Source organism: Beduini sp. (assembly GCF_047239305.1).
Classification (GTDB): Bacteria; Bacillota_I; Bacilli_A; order Erysipelotrichales; family Coprobacillaceae; genus Beduini.
The window spans coordinates 450,182-467,744 of the sequence record NZ_JBKTEM010000001.1 but is presented as its reverse complement, the minus strand read 5'-3'; the positions used below and the strand labels follow the sequence as shown (position 1 = coordinate 467,744).

The window sequence follows — 17,563 nt, the reverse complement described above, 5'->3', positions numbered from 1 at the left end:
GTGGAGATATGATCATGTCAGATAAAAAAATATTAATGCCCCTTGAAGAAATCATGGGCGAAAGATTTGGACGTTACTCAAAATATATTATTCAAGATCGTGCTCTGCCAGATGTTCGTGATGGATTGAAACCCGTTCAGCGTCGTATCTTATATGCGATGTTTAAAGAAGGGAATACACATTTAAAGCCTTATCGTAAATCTGCTAAGACAGTAGGGAACGTTATCGGGAATTATCATCCACATGGAGATACATCTGTATATGATGCGATGGTGCGTTTATCTCAGGATTGGAAAATGCGTGTTCCTTTAGTGGATATGCAAGGGAATAACGGATCGATCGATAATGACCCTGCCGCCGCTATGCGTTATACAGAAGCACGTTTATCGCCGATTGCGTTGGAATTATTAGCCGGTTTGGATAAAGAAACTGTGACTATGGCACTAAACTTTGATGATACGGAATATGAGCCTACCGTATTACCGGCTAAATATCCTAACATCCTCGTTAATGGTGCCACCGGAATTTCTGCCGGGTATGCAACTGATATTCCTCCGCATAATTTTGAGGAAGTGATCGATGCCACTGTGTATCGCATTAAACATCCTAGCTGCAGCTTGGAAGATTTAATGCAATTCATCAAAGGTCCGGATTTTCCAACCGGAGCGATCGTTGAAGGAAAAGAAGGGATTATAAATGCCTTTAAAACCGGACGCGGTAAAGTAGTGGTTCGCTCAAAGGTAGAAATACAGGAAGAAAAGAATATGAATGTCATCGTAGTTGATGAAATTCCTTATGAAGTCAATAAAGCAGATTTAGTACGTAAAATCGATGAAATTCGCTTGAATAAAAACATTGACGGAATTTTAGAAGTAAGAGATGAATCCGATCGTACAGGGCTGCGTGTGGTTGTTGAAGTAAAAAAAGATGCTAACGTTCAAAATGTCTTGAATTATCTTTATAAAAATACCGACTTGCAGAAAAACTATAACTACAATGTAGTTGCAATCAAGAATAAACGTCCGACGTTGATGGGATTAATCGAAATATTGGATTCTTATATTGAACATCAGATTGATGTAGTGACACGTCGCAGTATCTTTGATTTAAATAAAGCTCAGACACGTCAGCATATCATTGATGGTTTGATTAAAGCAATCTCAATCTTAGATGACGTTGTCAAAACAATTCGTGCTTCTAAGGATAAAGGGGATGCAAAACATAATTTAATAGAAAAATATGAATTTACTGAAAAACAGGCAGAAGCAATTGTTATGCTCCAATTATATCGTTTAACAAATACCGATATTGTTGCATTGCAAAAAGAGCACGATGAAATTGAAGCGCTGATTATTGAACTTAATAAAATTCTTAATGATCCAAAAGAACTGCGCCGAGTTATTATCAGTGAATTAAAAGAAACAAAATCAAAATATAAAGTCCCTCGTTTAACGGTTATTCAGGATCACGTAAAAGATATTACGGTCAATAAAGAAGATTTGATTATACCTGAAGATATTTACATTACGGTTACTCGTGACGGTTATGTAAAAAGAATATCGCCACGTTCATATAAAGCCAGTGAAAAGACAGTTTTCGGAAAGAAAGAAGACGATGTACTGGTCAATGTATTTGCGGCGAATACCATTGATAAATTGCTGCTGTTTACAAATAAAGGAAATTATTTATATATTCCCATCCATGAATTAGAAGAATTTAAATGGAAAGATGTAGGAAAACATATCAGCTATATGATTAAAGTCAACAATGACGAAAAAATCATTAAGAGTGTATTGGTGAAATCGTTTGATTTGCCTCATTATATCTGTTTAGCAAGTGCCAACGGACAAGTAAAGCGTACGGCTTTAAAAGAATTTGAAGTCACTCGTTATTCAAGACCGATTAAGTGTATGAATCTAAAAGGCGAAGATGAATTGGCTGATGTAGCTTTATCGACAGGAGAAGAAGGCTTGATCCTCGTTTCTGAAAAAGGCTATGCAGCGTTGTACAGTGAAGAGCTGATCAGTGTATTAGGAATCAAAGCAGCGGGGATTAAAGGGATTAATGCCGTTGGGGATCGTGTGGTAGGCATTAGTGCTTTCTCACCAACATCAAAAGACTGCCTGATTCTTCTGAGTGAAAAAGGTTATATCAAGAAAATTCGTTTGTTAGATATCCCGGCATCTAATCGAACCAGCCGCGGCGTTTTGATCGTGAAAAAAGTAAAATCCAACGAACAGCGTATTGTTTCCGCCTTCACAGTGAATGATCAGCAGTCGCTCCATATTATTGATAGTGCCTTTGTTCATCATTCATTCGAAGCAAAACACTTTAATACCACTACGATCGATACTCGTTTCGCCTCAACAATCGAAGGCGTAGATACCATTTTAATGGGGTTAGTGGATGATGTGATTATTGCGCAAAAAAGTGAAACGGCAATAAAGCCTAAAGCAGAAAAGAAAGTGATTCGTTTAGATGAACCGAATCTGTTTGATGCACAAGCCGAAGTGCCGGTTAAAGATAAAACAGAATCTGTCGAATTGCCAGAAGTTCATTTTTATGATGAAGATAAACCAAAGAAGTTTAAAAAAATGACGATTGATGAAATTTTAAGTGAAGACGAATAAAAGGGAACTCATTGATTCCCTTTTTTCTTTTCTTCTTCATCTTCGATGAAACATTTTAATAGTTTCGTTAACGCTCTTTTTTCGATACGAGATACATAAGAACGGGATATTTTATATTGCTTTGCGATTTCTTTTTGAGTCAGTGCTTTTTTTAGATTTAATCCATAGCGCAGTTCAATGATTTCACGTTCACGTTCACTTAAAATATCTAAATAGCCAAGTAATTGCTTGATTTGATCGCTTAAATGAATCGTATCGATGATTTCTGGCTGTACCATTGGGATGACATCGATTAATGCAATTTCACCGTCATCCTTATCCTTGCCGATGGCTTCGTTTATAGAGACATCTAAACGTGTTTTCTTGTTGTAGCGTAAAAACATTAGAATTTCATTTTCAATACAGCGTGAAGCATAAGTGGCAAGCTTTGTCTGATGGTGATTAGAATAAGAATCCACAGCCTTAATTAAACCGATAGTGCCAATGCTGATCAAATCCTCTTGCAATACATTTGAGCTCTCATATTTTTTTGCGATATGCGCTACCAAACGCAGGTTATGCTCGATGAGTTTATCACGGGCATTACGATCTCCCTGAACCCATTGCTCGATGTATTTTTCTTCGTCATCTTTGCTTAATGGACTTAAAAAGATATTGGTTTTAATATAGCCTAGAAAAAGCGGGTTTTGCAATAAAAGCATAATATAATACAACATATTTCGAACACCTCCTTAAAAGATATTCAAAAATCTGTCAAAAAGAATAAATAATCATGAATTTCTTTATTTTACTGACAAAATAGTGTACAATAAAGTGTAAAACCAAGAGCGAAAGGAGAGTTCTATGGAAAAAGAAATACGATGTTACGGCTGCGGAGCGATCATTCAAACTGAGAACGAACATCAAATCGGATTTGTTCCTAAAAATGCTTTGTCTCAAGATCATGTTTTATGCAAACGCTGTTTTCGCATGAAAAATTACCATGAACTTCAGTCCACCACTTTAACTAATGACGATTTTTTAAGCATCTTACAGACGATTGGTGAAAAAGACTGTTTGGTTGTCTATATCATTGATTTATTTGATTTTAATGGAAGTATGATCGATGGCTTTATTCGTCATATTGGAATGAACGATGTGATTGTGATTGGAAATAAGCGTGATATACTGCCTAAATCGGTGAAAGATACAAAAATTAAGCATTGGGTGCAAAGACAGTTAAAAGAATATAATATCAAGCCTAAAGAAGTTTTTTTAACGAGTGCCATTAAGAATTATCAATTGGATGAAATTTTGGAGTGTATCGAGGAATATCGTCAGCAACGAGATGTTTATGTAGTAGGAGTTACAAATGTTGGAAAATCAACCTTTATCAACTCTCTGTTAAAACATTATACAGAAAATACAAATGAATTACTGATCACGACAAGCGAGTTTCCGGGAACTACATTAGATCTAATTGAGATTCCGTTTGATGAAACTTCTTCTTTATATGATACACCGGGAATTGTCAATAAACATCAGATGGCACATTTAGTAAAACCGGAACTGCTGAAAGTGATTTTACCAAAAAGTGAGCTGAGACCTGTGAGCTATCAGTTGAACAGTCAGCAGACATTATACTTTGGAGCATTGGCAAGAATGGACTATGTCAGCGGAGAAAGTCAATCGTTTATCTGCTTTATGCCAAAAACATTGAAGATTCATCGTACCAAATTAGAAAATGCAGATCGACTTTATGATCGCCATATGACTTTAACACCGGAGATTGATGAAATTAAAACGATTCAGGAGATGGCAGCCTATACACTGACATCTTTAGATAAAAAATCCGATGTTGTGATTTCCGGGCTGGGATGGATTCGAATCGAACCGCACACACAAGTTGTGATCCGTGCGCCTAAAGGTATCGGTGTCTTTATAAGAGAAGCATTAATATAGAAAGGAATTTATATGTTAACAGGAAAACAAAAAAGAGAATTAAGAAAACTAGCGCATCATTTAAATCCTATTTATCAAGTAGGAAAAGAAGGTGTAAGCACTAATATGCTTGAAGGAATCGAACAGGCGTTGATTAAGCATGAACTAATCAAGGTGAAGCTGTTGGAATCATGTGATGAAGATATTCGTGTGGTAGCCTTGAAAATCAGTGAGTATACAAAGGCAGAAGTTGCACAAATTATTGGAAGAACCATTGTTTTATATTTATATAATAAAGATGGGAATATTAAGGTCTAATGGCTAAAATCGGTTTGCTGGGCGGAACGTTTGACCCGATTCATAACGGACATATTCGCAATGCCAAAGCAGCCTATCAGCAGTTAGAATTAGATGAAGTATGGTTTATTCCGGTATTGAATAATCCTTTTACTAAAGAAATCGTGGCAAGCAATGAGGAACGCATGGAAATGATTCGTTTAGCGACTGAGGATTATCCATACATGAAAATATGCGACATCGAGCTGCATGCGGATGTAAGCGAAAAATCTTATACGTATGATACGTTAGTAAAACTTAACCGCATGTATAATCATGACTTTTATTTCATTATTGGCTATGATCAAGCGGAACAGTTTGAAAAGTGGTATCAGGCAGATAAGATTAACACACAAGCAACTTTAGTTGTCATTGAAAGACTGGGGTATCAAAAGCATTCCAATATTGGAAAATACAAGATGATTGAATTAGAGGTAGAAGCAACAGATGTATCATCTACCGCAATCAAAAACGGAGATATATCTGCTTTAGATCCTAAAGTCCTGCATTATATGATGATGCATTCCATTTATACTAAAACATTGATTCGACCATTAATGTCTAAAAAGCGTTATATACATTCATTGAGTGTAGCGGACACAGCACGTGAATTTGCTTCAAACAATAATGTAGACAGTAATAAAGCGTATATTGCCGGATTATTGCATGATATCGCTAAAGAGATGCCAATGGATGAAATGAAAGTGCTGATGAGCCATTACTATCCTGAACATTTAGGAGCCAGTGTTCCGGTATGGCATCAGTGGTTATCTGCTTTTTTAGCGAAAGAAAAATATTTGGTAGATGATGCAGACATCTTACAGGCAATCAAGAATCATACCACCGGTTCTGTAGATATGAGTTTGCTGGATATGTGTGTGTATTGTGCTGACAAATATGAACCAACCCGTGATTTTGATGCTTCTAAAGAAAGAATGCTGTGTAATCAGGATATTGTGGAAGGATTCCGATATGCTTTAAAAGATTTTTATGAATTTTCAAAGAAGAAAAATAGAAAAATAGATAAAGTATTTTTTGAAATATACAAGAAATATGTAGAGGAGGGTACTCATGGATAAAATTGAAATTATAGTAAAAGCATTAAGTGATAAACAGGCGAAAAATATTGTCGCAATCGATATGCGTGATGCAAGTCCAATCTTTGATACATTTGTTTTATGTACAGGATCAAATGAACGTTTAATGCAGGCACTTCGTGATAACGTGGAAGAAGAAATGGAAAAAGCAGGATGCACAGTGAAACGCATCGAAGGATTACGTGACAGTAAATGGATTTTAATGGACTATGGAGATATTGTTGTTCATATCTTCGAAGAAAATGAAAGAGGCGCTTATAACTTAGAAAAATTATGGGGCGATATGCCGCGCATCGGTGTGGAGAAATACCTGTAATGAGTTATCAGAAATTTGCCTATTATTATGATAGCTTAATGGATGAAGATTTCTATTCTGGATATCTTCATTTTATTATGAACAACGCTGTTTTTGAAACTGTTTTAGAGCTTGGGTGCGGGACCGGAATCATGGCAATTGAACTTTCTAAACTAAATAAAACCGTTTATGCGACAGATTTATCTAAGCAGATGCTGGAAGTGGCGAAAATGAATGCTGCTGAGGCGAATGTTGATTTAATGCTTGGAAAAATTGATATGTGTGATTTTATGATCAATGAACCGGTGGATTTGATCTTGTGTATGTGTGATTCTTTAAATTACATACTTACTCCCAATAAAGTTTTAAAGGTGTTTAAGAACGTCTGGAATGCTTTAAAAGCTGAGGGAACATTTATTTTTGATGTTCACAGCATGCATAAAATCAATGTAACATTCGAAGATTATACAGAAGAAGCAGAAGATGATGATTTTTATTTTAAATGGACGGTTCATAAGATTTCCGAAGGTAAAATCCGCCATCATGTTCAAATCATCGATCAGGAAAATCATGATCGTGTGGATGAGCGCCATGAACAGCAAACCTATCCTGTTGAAACTTACATAGATCTTTTAGAAAAGGCAGGATTTAAAACTATTCACTATTACAGTGATTTTAAAGAATATAACGAGCAGGATGACCGTGTTATCTTTGTCGTGAAAAAATAATGGAGGAAACAAAATGATTGGAATAATCGGGGCAATGAAAGAAGAAGTACAAGCCATTTTAGAACGGATGGATGTGACAGAAACACAGGAAAAGCTAAACTATAAATATCATATTGGAAAGATTGCAAGAAAAGATTGTGTCATTGTGCAAGGCGGAATAGGAAAAGTGAACGCTGCCGTATCCGCAACATTGCTTTTTGAAAACTATCATCCTAAGCAACTAATCAATATTGGCAGTGCCGGAGGTTTATCTTTGGATCAAACAGTTGGAGATGTTGTGATTTCTTCAAAGGTTGGGTATCACGATGTCGATGTTACTGCGTTTAATTATGAGTATGGACAGATGGCTGGCAGCCCACGCTTTTTTGAGGCAGATCCCCAGTTAATTGAAATAACTAAGCAGGTTCTTAATGAGAATCATGTTGCCGCTCATACTGGCTTAATTGTGTCAGGCGATATGTTTGTCGCTCAAAAAACACAAGTAGAAAATATAAAACAGCATTTTCCAAAAGCACTATGTGCGGAAATGGAAGCAGCCGCGATAGCTCAAGTCTGTACGATTTATGATGTGCCATTTATTATTACCCGATCATTAAGTGATATCTTTGGAAAAGGAAACAGTGGGATGCAATTCGATGAATATTTACAAATCGCAAGTGCAGCATCTGCTAAGATGTGTTGCTCACTAGTGGGAAAACTATGAAAAATATAGAATTATTAGCACCGGCAGGGAATTTAGAATCACTAAAGGCAGCAGTAAACAGCGGTGCCAATGCCGTTTACTTAGGTGGAACAATGTTTAATGCACGTGCCTATGCGACTAATTTTAATGACGAAGAACTACAAGAAGCGATTGAATATGCCCATTTACGCAATGTTAAAATTTATGTTACGGTCAATACCTTGTTTTATGATGAAGAATTCAAGGAATTGATGGCATACGTTGATCGTTTATATTTGATGAATGTCGATGCTTTGATCATTCAAGATCTTGGCTTGAATGCAGAAGTAAAGAAATTATACCCTGATTTTGAAATTCACGCTTCTACCCAAACCAGTATTCATCAGCTGTCAGGTGTTGAAGCGATGGCAAAGCAAGGTGTAGAACGTGTAGTATTAGCTCGTGAAAATACGATTGAAGAAATCCGTGATATCGCCCAGCATACACAAATTGATATCGAAGTATTCGTCCATGGAGCTTTGTGTATGTGCTATTCGGGACAATGTCTGATGTCAAGCTTGATTGGCAAAAGAAGTGGTAACAGAGGGAAATGCGCGCAGCCTTGCCGCTTGCCTTATAAATTAAAATTAGAAGATAAATCCTTAGACTATGCTCCTCATTATTTGCTTTCCGCAAAGGATATTTGCGTGATAGAAAACATTGGGGATTATATTGATGCTGGTGTTACCTCCTTTAAAATTGAGGGAAGAATGAAGCGCCCTGAATATGTGGCGGCAGTTGTGAAAAGCTATCGTCACGCTATTGACCAGTGGTTAAAAACGCATTCTGTTGGCGATGTACAAGAAGACAGGGCGGAAATGTTTCAAATGTTCAACCGCGGTTTCTCTTTGGGACATGCTTATCATGAAAGTAACCTAATCACCGATATTTTCCCAGGCAACTTTGGTGTTGAGATCGGTGAAGTCACTCAGTATGACCGCAAAGAGCAACTGGTATATATAAAATTGAATCAGCCATTGGCACAAGGTGATGGCATTCGCTTCGGATTTGAAGACAGCGGAAGAGTCGTTAATAAGATGTATTATCGTGATCGTCTGGTAAACCAAGGGAAACCACAGGATGAAATTGCAGTGGAATTTAACGTTAAAATAAAAGAAGGAACGAACGTTTTCAAAACTTCTTCAGCGCAATTGATTCAAAAACTGCAAAAAGAATACAGTGAAAAAAAGGTTAAAAGTCCGATCACACTTCAATTATCAGGAAAAATAGGGGAACCTTTGGCGTTGACACTGACATCTAAAAAACATCAAGTAACAGTACAGTCTACGGCAATCGTTGAAAAAGCAATGAACAGTGCTTTATCTTTAGAAAGAATACAACAGCAATTATCTAAATTAGGAAATACTGTTTATACAGCAGAAAAAGTCATTGTTAATTTGCCGGAAGGAGTTCAATTTGCAATCAAAGAATTAAACGAACTGCGACGTAATGGTATTGAAGCCTTGGATAAAGCAAGATTAACCCATCAGCGTCAATCTAAAGTTTTTAAACCTAAGGAGACAGCGGCATCTGAACGCTCTATCAAAGAAATCCATATCCATGTTCAAACCTTGGAACAATGCAATGCAGCGATAAATTCAGGAGCGAAAATTATCTATTATCCTTTTGTTACATCATTAAAAGAAGCATATTCTTTATGCCAACAAGCAGAGGTAACGTTAATTCCGTATATCTCAAGAATCATTGATGATAAGCACTTGAAGCAGATTAGAGAGTCCTCTTTATATCCACTGTTTAATAAAATAATGGTGGGCGATATCGGAGCTTTGCATTACTTTTTGGAAAAAGAGGTGATTTTGGACAGCAGTTTAAATATCACGAACAGCTATTCCTTGAATCATGACTTGATTAAAAACAGAGATGTTGTCTTGTCGGTAGAAATGAGTGAAATGCAGATCAACCAGCTTTGTGACTGTCAGCAAAAAATCGGATATGTTGCCTATGGACGATTAGAAACTATGGTCACTAAATATTGTCCGATTTCACAACAGCATTATGGTTGTCAAAAAAAAGGGTGTAATCGCTGCAAAATTGGTCAATACTATTTAATAGATAGGAAAAATGAACAGTTTCCTATTATAATGGATGAAGAATGCCGCATGCATCTATATAATGCGAAGATTCAGTACGTGGATGAGCTTTCTGAATTGCAGGTAGATTTTATCGTTTTAAAAATGACAATTGAAACGCAAATTGAAGTACAGCGTGTCATTGAGGATTATCAGCATATCATCGCAGATAAGAGTCAAAGCTACTGGCACGGAAATAAAGATTACACGTTAGGATATTTCAATAATAAAGAAGTCAAATAATGTTGAAAATTGCTAAATAGAATATGCTTTTCCTTAAACATAAAATAGGTATTTCCAACAAGTTGCAAATATCGTAAATATAACCAAGGGAAAAATATTTTATATTTTTAATATTTCTAAATTGAAATTGACAACGATTTATGATATTCTTAAAATCGAGGTGAGAATATGGCTATTGATATGGCATTAGCGAAAAGATTAAAAGTATATAGAAACTTTAAGCATTTAACTCAAAAAGAGGTTGCTTCTTATTTGAACGTTCCCCATTCAGCCATTTCAGATATTGAAAATGGTAAACGCGACGTCACTGTCGGGGAATTAAAGATTCTATCTAACCTTTACGGACGTAGTGTAGAAGAAATCATGAGCGGTAAAAAATATGATTATTATAATATCGCTAATATTGCACGTTTGTTAACAGAACTGCCTGATGAAGATTTAAAAGAAGTAATGTTTATCATTGAATACAAGAGAAAAAGAAACGAAGAAAAAGCCACTGAAGGCAATAATCCAGCTGAATAAACTGGATTATTTTTATATACAATAAATTGCAATTTCACCTGAAAAGGGTTACAATATTAAAGTGTATTTTTATTATATTAGGAGGATAATATGGCAGTAATTAATGTTAAAAACGTCAGTAAAACCTATGGTTCTGGCGATATTAAGGTAGAAGCCCTAAAAAATTCTTCTTTTTCTATTGAGAGAGGAGAATTTGTTTGTATCATTGGAACATCTGGTTCAGGTAAATCCACTTTGATGCATATGATGGCTGGGGTAGATACCGTTACTACCGGAGAAATTTTCATTAACGGTAAGGATGTAACAAAACTCGATCAGGAAGGCTTAGCGATCTTTAGAAGAAGAGAAGTAGGGATCATTTATCAGTTCTTCAACTTAGTTCCGGTGTTGACTGCAAGAGAAAATATCGAACTGCCGCTGATGCTGGATGAGAAAAAAGTGGATCGTCAATATTTCAATGAATTAGTGGAATTATTGGGGATTAAAGATCGATTAGATTTCTATCCAAGTAAAATGTCAGGTGGGGAACAGCAGCGTGTCGCGATCGCAAGAGCCCTGATTCACAAGCCAAGTATTATATTAGCTGATGAGCCAACCGGAAACTTAAATAGTAAGTTAGCAAAAGAGATCATGGAATTCTTAGTGTTAGCTTCTAAAAAATATAACCAAACCATCGTAATGATTACACATGATTTGAACTTAGCCCGTTATGCAGATCGTGTTTTAGAGATTCAGGATGGACATATCATTAAGGACTTCCAAACCGAAGGAGAAGACAGTCCGATTGAAGAAACTTCAATTAAACGTTTAGATAAAGATGAAATTTTTAAACGTGCACAGGAAAAATTAGATAATATGGAGTTTTCGGTACATATCGATGAAGAATATGAAAAATGGGATATGAAAACCGGAAACTTTGTTATTGATTATAATGAAATGCTTCGTACACTTTTCTTTATTTATAATGAAGATTTAAAGACAACGGATGATAAAATAGATGAAAAAGTGGAAGATGTCATGAAAGTGTACTTTGATTTATTCTTAGAAGGAATGGATGTTTTTGCAAGAGCTAGATGTATTGAATTTAAAAACATGAAAAAGAATAAAGTCGTTAAATCCATTTCAACAAAAGAAGAATTGCTTCAATTTGTGGATACTTTTGACAATGCAAGATGGATGACTACAAAACGTAAAAAAATGCTGATGAAGGCAATCGAAGAAAAGGAACCGACGTTCTATCATGAAGGTAAGTAAATATATTAATAAATTAGCTCTTATCAATATTGTGAAGAAAAAACAACGTACACTACTAAGTTTGATTGCAATCTCTTTAAGTGTTGCGATTATCTTTACTTCTTTAACCCTGTTTACAAATGTCTTTTCTTTAACTAAGATTCCTAACAAAGAAACGACAGGAGAATATCATTACATTCTTAATAGTAATGTAGGTGAACCGTTAACGCGTCATCAGACTACCTATGATTATGATTTGAATACATATTCAACGTATCAGGAACAGGCATTAGCGCTTCATCAGTTAACACCGCTTGAAGAAGAATCTCCTTTGCCAATTATCATCGAAACAGGTACTCTGCCGAATGCTAATGATGAAATCGTTGTTCCTAACCAGTTGGGATTAAAAGTAGGGGATACATTATCATTGGATCTGATCGAAACGAATACTGCTTCCAATGGCATTTATCAAGTGGACAATAATGTGTTTAATCAGCCTTCGAGCAAAACTGCAACTTATAAAGTGGTTGGTGTATATGAAGCGACTGAATTATTTGCTCAGCTGACAGCTTCAGCTGCTCCGGTTTATGTAATGGATAATAATACCAGCACTAACCGCAATGTAATTATTCGCGATGATCAGGTACAGCGAGCTGACTCTTTAACGATGATCAGTGAGATTTTTCATACCGATACTCAAGAAATTCAGATGAATAATTCTGCGATTTCTTATGACACTGTGAAAAACTACTTAAAAGATACGACGACGCTTTTAGTCATGTTTGCAGCTATTGTTCTTATTGCTGTCATGATGTCAGTCATCTCTTTGAAAAACGTCTTTATTATTACCGATAAAGATCGTCGCAAAGAGTTTGGTTTATTAAAATCTATCGGGGCAACTCCTAAAGATATTAATCATTTATTAAAGATTGAATTGTCGGCATTAGGGCTGCTAGGCGCATTTTTAGGAATTGTGTTTGGTGTTTTAGTTTCTTATTTTGTATTAAAGATGTTTATTAAACAATTAGCTCTGCCGTTTGATTGGTCAATGATTATGAACCCATATACATTGATTTCATCATTCCTAATCGGATTTGGGTTAATGCTGATTTTAGGACATCATTCTTATAGCCGTTACATTCACTCTAGTGCGATCGATGACTTGAAAGATGTAGCTTACAATTATGATCCGCCTCGTCAGCGTCAAAGCTATATGTCAAAAAGTTTTTCTTGGAAAATGTTTTTGATTTATAATGGACGTTTAAAAAAGCAAACTCGGAATATTTTTCAATCTTTTGCCTTGCTTATTCTCACTACGGTTATTTTCTTTGCCGTATTTCTAAGCAACTTCTCATATAAAAATGAAACAGCTTCTGTTAATTACGACTTTTCGATCGAGAACTCTATTCCTATGAATACAGCAACACCGATCAACCTTGAAATTTATGACGAATTATATCAGGCTATCGATGATCGTGAATTGATTCCGGAGTCAATGGATATTAAACGTCAGGTTTTAGGTCCGTACATTCAATATCCGGTAGATGCGATCAATCAGGATAATTTTAAAACTTATAAAAGCAATGCACGTGTAAGTTACGTAGAAAACACAGATGAAAACGGTATTATGTATGGTCAGATTCAAACGGCTACCTTGCTTTTAGATCATCATCAGCTAGATAAATTGAAACCTTATGTTGTAGCCGGATCATTAGATGATTTAGATAACGGCGGCATGGTCGTTGTATTAAGAAAGGATTCAAAAGTAGCGGAGGGCTTATTTGATCAGCTCAAAGTAGGGGACCGTTTATATATGACAGAATCATTAGAAACACTCTACGAAAATGTAGCCGCTATTGCATTGGTCGATGAAGGTGCAGAAGGTCTCTATTGTGATTATGATGAGTATCCGCGTATTGTCGCCATGTCCTCTGATTATGGTATCAAGTACCAACAATACTTTACTGTCAAAGAAGCAGCAAAGATTGTTTTAAGCAATAAAGCAACAGTGACAAAAGCGACACTGGCAATTGATAATGCCATTTCCGATTCCGGAGCTAAGGATACGTACACTTATGATAATGTTTTATTGAGAGCACAGGAAAACAAAGTAGTTTCCTTTATGATTGAATCCCTGCTGTATCCGTTATTCTTCTTGTTATTTGTCATTTCAGTTTTAAATATCAACAATGTCCTTGTAGGAAATGTGCATTTAAAACGCGGAGACATCAGCATTATGAAGTCAGTCGGAATGACCTCGTACCAGCTTTACAAACTCTTTGTCTTTGAGTATTTGGAAGGGTATATCAATGCTTCTGCTTTAGTTACAGCGATCTTTATTCCAATCTGTATACTAGAATCAAAACTGAAGCTGTCTGCTGCTTTCCAATTAGGACAAAACATCTTATTAACATTAATTGTATCAATCATGATTTTTGATATCCTGTTAGTTGCAGTTTTGGTATTGATTTCACTAAACAATATTCGAAGAGTACAGGCGATTGAAAATATGAAAGACGTTGTTTAATAAAAATTGCACCTCTTAGGAGGTGCTTTTAAAATGTTAAATCATGGCTGAAACCAAATTCCTTCAGCATTTCTTCCCCGTCTTGCAGGACAATGTCATCAACGATCTGATGGGTTTCGTGATGATAAAAGTGAACAAATATCCGAGCATGATCAATAAATACGATCGCATACGTGCCATAGCCGTAGTGAGAACGGTTAAACATCACGCTGCCCGGGTTGATAAAGGTAATGCCATGAATCGTCTGCAGATGGGGAATATGAGTATGACCATGCAAGACGAGAGTACAGTTCATTTGCTTTGCTTTGTGATACAACTTGTCGTAACTTAGATAAACATCATAGAGATGCCCATGGGTAACGAATATTCGCTGATCTTCTACTTTAAAAAAACGATTTTGATCATAATGAGGATCATCATCATGATTGCCAATCACAGTGATATAGCCGTTTAATAAAGGAGCATTATACGGCAGAGACGAATCTCCGCAGTGAACAAAATAATCACAGTCACGATGACGAGCAGTGATTGAAGAAAAAGTATCATTATCCATATGAGTATCACTTACTACTAATATTTTTTTCATTTTTCAAGTAATAAAAAACGGAGGAAAGCCCCCGTCTTTTATTTTAATAGTTTATTATTTGTTATAGAATTTGTTGTAAGTATCCATAGCAAAGTCAAATACTTTTTTACCGTTCATAGTACCATAAGCTGTCATTTCGATAACATCTACTGGCCATTTACCATCAGCGATTTTTTGAATAGCTTTTAATTTGAAACGTACTTGAGGTCCTAATAAACATACGTCAAATTTACCAACGTTTTTTTCAACGTCTGCTTCTGGTACTGCCCAGATTTCTGCTTCTACTCCTTCTTCTTTAGCTGCTGTTTGCATTTTAGTTACTAATAAACTAGTTGACATACCAGCTGCACATGCTAACATAATTCTTACCATTGTAAGTTCCTCCTATATAATTAATTTACATATATATTAAAGCACATTTTCACTCATTTGTCACGCCTTTTTGAAAGCGGTATATATAAATATAAGCAGAATGTTTTTTTAAGCAAATATCTTGACAAAAACAAGTGGAAGGGTTTACATAAATAATCACACATTGTATGATATAAGTAGATAAAAGGAGGAGCTGGCAATGAAGACGATTATCATCGAATGTCCCGAAGCCCCTAATATGTTGATACATAATATGGAAGCAGCCGCCAGGGACGATGGCATTGAAATTACGATTCACCCTGTGTTAAAAGAAGACTTGAACTCATGGTGTGATAAAGCCGATGTCATTCTCTTATCACCCCAAGAACGCTTTGAAAAACATCACATTCAAGAGACGATAAGACGATCAATTCCCATCCAAATGATTGATATGGTAGATTACGGCACCATGAACGGCCGAGCAGTCTTAGATAAAGTAAAAAAGATCTTGCGATTATAATTGCCAAAACCGGTAAAAGTCTTCTTTTTACCGGTTTTTTTATAGAATCACAGGTAGTATTTTAAATCGTATTTTGTTATAATGCTAACAGATATAACAAGGAGGATGTATATGAACAAAGCAGTCATTACCGTAGTAGGAAAAGATCAAGTAGGAATTATCGCAAAAGTATGTACTTTTCTAGCGAAACATGAAATGAACATTTTAGATATCTCACAGACCATCGTACAGGATTATTTTAATATGATGATGATCGTCGATGCTTCAAAAGTTGAAGAAACTTTTGGAAATGTGGCTGATGAACTGGATACGTTAGGAAAAGAAATCGGAGTCAATATTAAATTACAACATGAAAACATCTTTAATAAGATGCATCGTATTTAACGGAGGTCTAGGATGATTAATACGTTTGAAGTAAATGAAACCAATAAAATGATCGAACAGGAAAATTTGGATGTAAGAACGATTACAATGGGGATAAGCTTGTTAGATTGCATGGACAGTGATATTGATAAGGTATGTGAAAATATCTATCGTAAAATCACGACAAAGGCACAGAATTTAGTTTCTGTCGGAGAAGAAATTGAAAAGAAATTTGGTGTGCCAATCGTCAATAAAAGAATTTCTATAACCCCAATCGGATTTGTTGGCAGCAGTAGCTGTCATTCAACACAGGACTTTGTGAAAATTGCGAAAGCATTGGATGAAGCGGCGAAAGCTACGCGTGTCAATTTTATCGGTGGATATACAGCTGTCGTATCAAAAGGGATGTCACCGGCTGAAAAATTACTGATTGAATCGATTCCTGAAGCAATGGCAGTGACGGATTCAGTTTGCAGTTCAGTAGTGGTTGGATCTACCAAAACAGGATTGAACATGGATGCGATTAAATTATGTGGAAAGATTATTAAAGATACAGCAGAACTGACAAAAGAAGAAGATTCTTTGGGATGCGCAAAACTGGTTATTTTATGTAATGCTCCCGATGACAATCCGTTCATGGCAGGGGCTTTTCATGGGGTAACAGAAGCAGACTGCATCATCAATGTCGGAGTCAGCGGTCCGGGTGTTGTTAAAAAGGCAATCGAACAGGCACGCGGCAAAGATTTTGGTGAGTTATGTGAAACCATAAAGAAAACAGCATTCAAAATTACCCGTGTCGGTCAATTAGTGGCACAGGAAGCTTCTAAAAAATTAGATGTACCCTTTGGTATTATCGACCTTTCTTTAGCGCCTACACCGGCTGTAGGAGACAGTATTGCTGAAATTTTAGAAGAAATGGGGTTAGAATCGGTTGGTGCACCTGGAACAACAGCTGCATTAGCGATTTTAAACGATCAAGTTAAAAAAGGCGGTGTCATGGCATCTTCTTATGTTGGTGGATTAAGCGGAGCATTTATTCCGGTCAGTGAAGATCAAGCAATGATCGATGCTGCAAGGGTGGGTGCGTTGACCCTTGAAAAACTAGAAGCGATGACATGTGTTTGTTCAGTTGGATTGGATATGATCGCTATTCCGGGTAAAACAACAGACAGTACCATTTCCGGAATTATCGCAGATGAAATGGCCATTGGGATGATTAACCAGAAAACAACTGCGGTAAGAATCATTCCTGTCATTGGAAAAGATGTTGGGGAAGAAGCGGTATTTGGTGGATTGTTAGGCTATGCACCAATCATGAAAGTCAACGAATACGACTGTTCTAAATTTGTAAACCGTGGCGGCAGAGTACCGGCACCAATTCATAGTTTTAAGAATTAAGGT

The 17,563-nt window shown here is 36.1% G+C and carries 16 protein-coding genes and 1 pseudogene; 14 read left to right on the top strand and 3 right to left on the bottom strand.

The features are described from left to right. The first annotated feature begins 14 nt into the window (after positions 1-14). The gene (parC, locus tag ACLRVU_RS02455) at positions 15-2,630 is read left to right on the top strand and encodes a DNA topoisomerase IV subunit A (RefSeq protein ID WP_412890532.1); all 2,616 of its coding nucleotides are present in this window, start codon (positions 15-17) and stop codon (positions 2,628-2,630) included. An 8-nt stretch (positions 2,631-2,638) separates the two neighbouring features. Here parC and sigK read toward each other — a convergent pair whose 3' ends face one another. Continuing rightward, positions 2,639-3,346: an RNA polymerase sporulation sigma factor SigK gene (gene sigK, locus ACLRVU_RS02450; RefSeq protein WP_412890531.1), complete on the bottom strand. Its 708-nt coding sequence runs from the start codon at positions 3,344-3,346 to the stop codon at positions 2,639-2,641. Between the two features lie 127 nt (positions 3,347-3,473). On the opposite strand from sigK, the gene yqeH reads away from it, so the two are divergent. From yqeH to ACLRVU_RS02400, 10 genes and pseudogenes are all read left to right on the top strand, one after another. After that, a complete protein-coding gene (gene yqeH, locus ACLRVU_RS02445; protein WP_412890530.1) occupies positions 3,474-4,571 on the top strand; it encodes a ribosome biogenesis GTPase YqeH in 1,098 nt (365 codons plus the stop codon). Between the two features lie 12 nt (positions 4,572-4,583). After that, the gene (gene yhbY / locus ACLRVU_RS02440) at positions 4,584-4,868 is read left to right on the top strand and encodes a ribosome assembly RNA-binding protein YhbY (protein ID WP_147548803.1); all 285 of its coding nucleotides are present in this window, start codon (positions 4,584-4,586) and stop codon (positions 4,866-4,868) included. Beyond that, entirely contained in the window at positions 4,868-5,965 is a 1,098-nt protein-coding gene (locus ACLRVU_RS02435; protein WP_412890529.1) for a nicotinate-nucleotide adenylyltransferase, read from the top strand. The genes yhbY and ACLRVU_RS02435 overlap by 1 nt, the downstream gene beginning before the upstream one ends. Then, complete coding sequence (rsfS, locus tag ACLRVU_RS02430) at positions 5,958-6,299, top strand: ribosome silencing factor (RefSeq protein WP_412890528.1); 342 nt, start codon at positions 5,958-5,960, stop codon at positions 6,297-6,299. The genes ACLRVU_RS02435 and rsfS overlap by 8 nt, the downstream gene beginning before the upstream one ends. Then, on the top strand, positions 6,299-7,006 hold the full coding sequence (locus tag ACLRVU_RS02425; protein ID WP_412890527.1) for a class I SAM-dependent DNA methyltransferase: 708 nt from the start codon (positions 6,299-6,301) through the stop codon (positions 7,004-7,006). Before rsfS ends, ACLRVU_RS02425 begins: the two co-directional genes overlap by 1 nt. 13 nt (positions 7,007-7,019) lie before the next feature. Continuing rightward, positions 7,020-7,709, top strand: a complete 690-nt coding sequence (locus ACLRVU_RS02420) for a 5'-methylthioadenosine/adenosylhomocysteine nucleosidase (protein WP_412890526.1) — start codon at positions 7,020-7,022, stop codon at positions 7,707-7,709. Next, the gene (locus ACLRVU_RS02415) at positions 7,706-10,060 is read left to right on the top strand and encodes a DUF3656 domain-containing U32 family peptidase (RefSeq protein WP_412890525.1); all 2,355 of its coding nucleotides are present in this window, start codon (positions 7,706-7,708) and stop codon (positions 10,058-10,060) included. Before ACLRVU_RS02420 ends, ACLRVU_RS02415 begins: the two co-directional genes overlap by 4 nt. 168 nt (positions 10,061-10,228) lie before the next feature. After that, on the top strand, positions 10,229-10,582 hold the full coding sequence (locus tag ACLRVU_RS02410; protein ID WP_147548791.1) for a helix-turn-helix domain-containing protein: 354 nt from the start codon (positions 10,229-10,231) through the stop codon (positions 10,580-10,582). A 90-nt stretch (positions 10,583-10,672) separates the two neighbouring features. Further along, positions 10,673-11,341, top strand: a pseudogene (locus ACLRVU_RS02405) (ABC transporter ATP-binding protein); the annotation flags it as partial. Positions 11,342-11,822: 481 nt separating this feature from the next. Further along, positions 11,823-14,342, top strand: a complete 2,520-nt coding sequence (locus ACLRVU_RS02400; protein WP_412890524.1) for an FtsX-like permease family protein — start codon at positions 11,823-11,825, stop codon at positions 14,340-14,342. Between the two features lie 28 nt (positions 14,343-14,370). Here ACLRVU_RS02400 and ACLRVU_RS02395 read toward each other — a convergent pair whose 3' ends face one another. Continuing rightward, the gene (locus tag ACLRVU_RS02395; RefSeq protein ID WP_412890523.1) at positions 14,371-14,928 is read right to left on the bottom strand and encodes a YfcE family phosphodiesterase; all 558 of its coding nucleotides are present in this window, start codon (positions 14,926-14,928) and stop codon (positions 14,371-14,373) included. Between the two features lie 54 nt (positions 14,929-14,982). Then, positions 14,983-15,300, bottom strand: coding sequence for a PTS sugar transporter subunit IIB (locus ACLRVU_RS02390; protein ID WP_147548783.1), 318 nt, complete (start codon positions 15,298-15,300; stop codon positions 14,983-14,985). 199 nt (positions 15,301-15,499) lie between these two features. Here ACLRVU_RS02390 and ACLRVU_RS02385 point away from each other — a divergent pair, with 199 nt between their 5' ends. The 3 genes from ACLRVU_RS02385 (at position 15,500) to ACLRVU_RS02375 (ending at position 17,560) form a co-directional block, all read left to right on the top strand. After that, positions 15,500-15,799: a PTS sugar transporter subunit IIB gene (locus ACLRVU_RS02385; protein WP_412890522.1), complete on the top strand. Its 300-nt coding sequence runs from the start codon at positions 15,500-15,502 to the stop codon at positions 15,797-15,799. 111 nt (positions 15,800-15,910) lie between these two features. After that, a complete protein-coding gene (locus ACLRVU_RS02380; RefSeq protein ID WP_147548779.1) occupies positions 15,911-16,183 on the top strand; it encodes an ACT domain-containing protein in 273 nt (90 codons plus the stop codon). A gap of 12 nt (positions 16,184-16,195) precedes the next feature. Further along, complete coding sequence (locus ACLRVU_RS02375; RefSeq protein WP_147548777.1) at positions 16,196-17,560, top strand: PFL family protein; 1,365 nt, start codon at positions 16,196-16,198, stop codon at positions 17,558-17,560. The last annotated feature ends 3 nt before the right edge of the window (positions 17,561-17,563 follow it).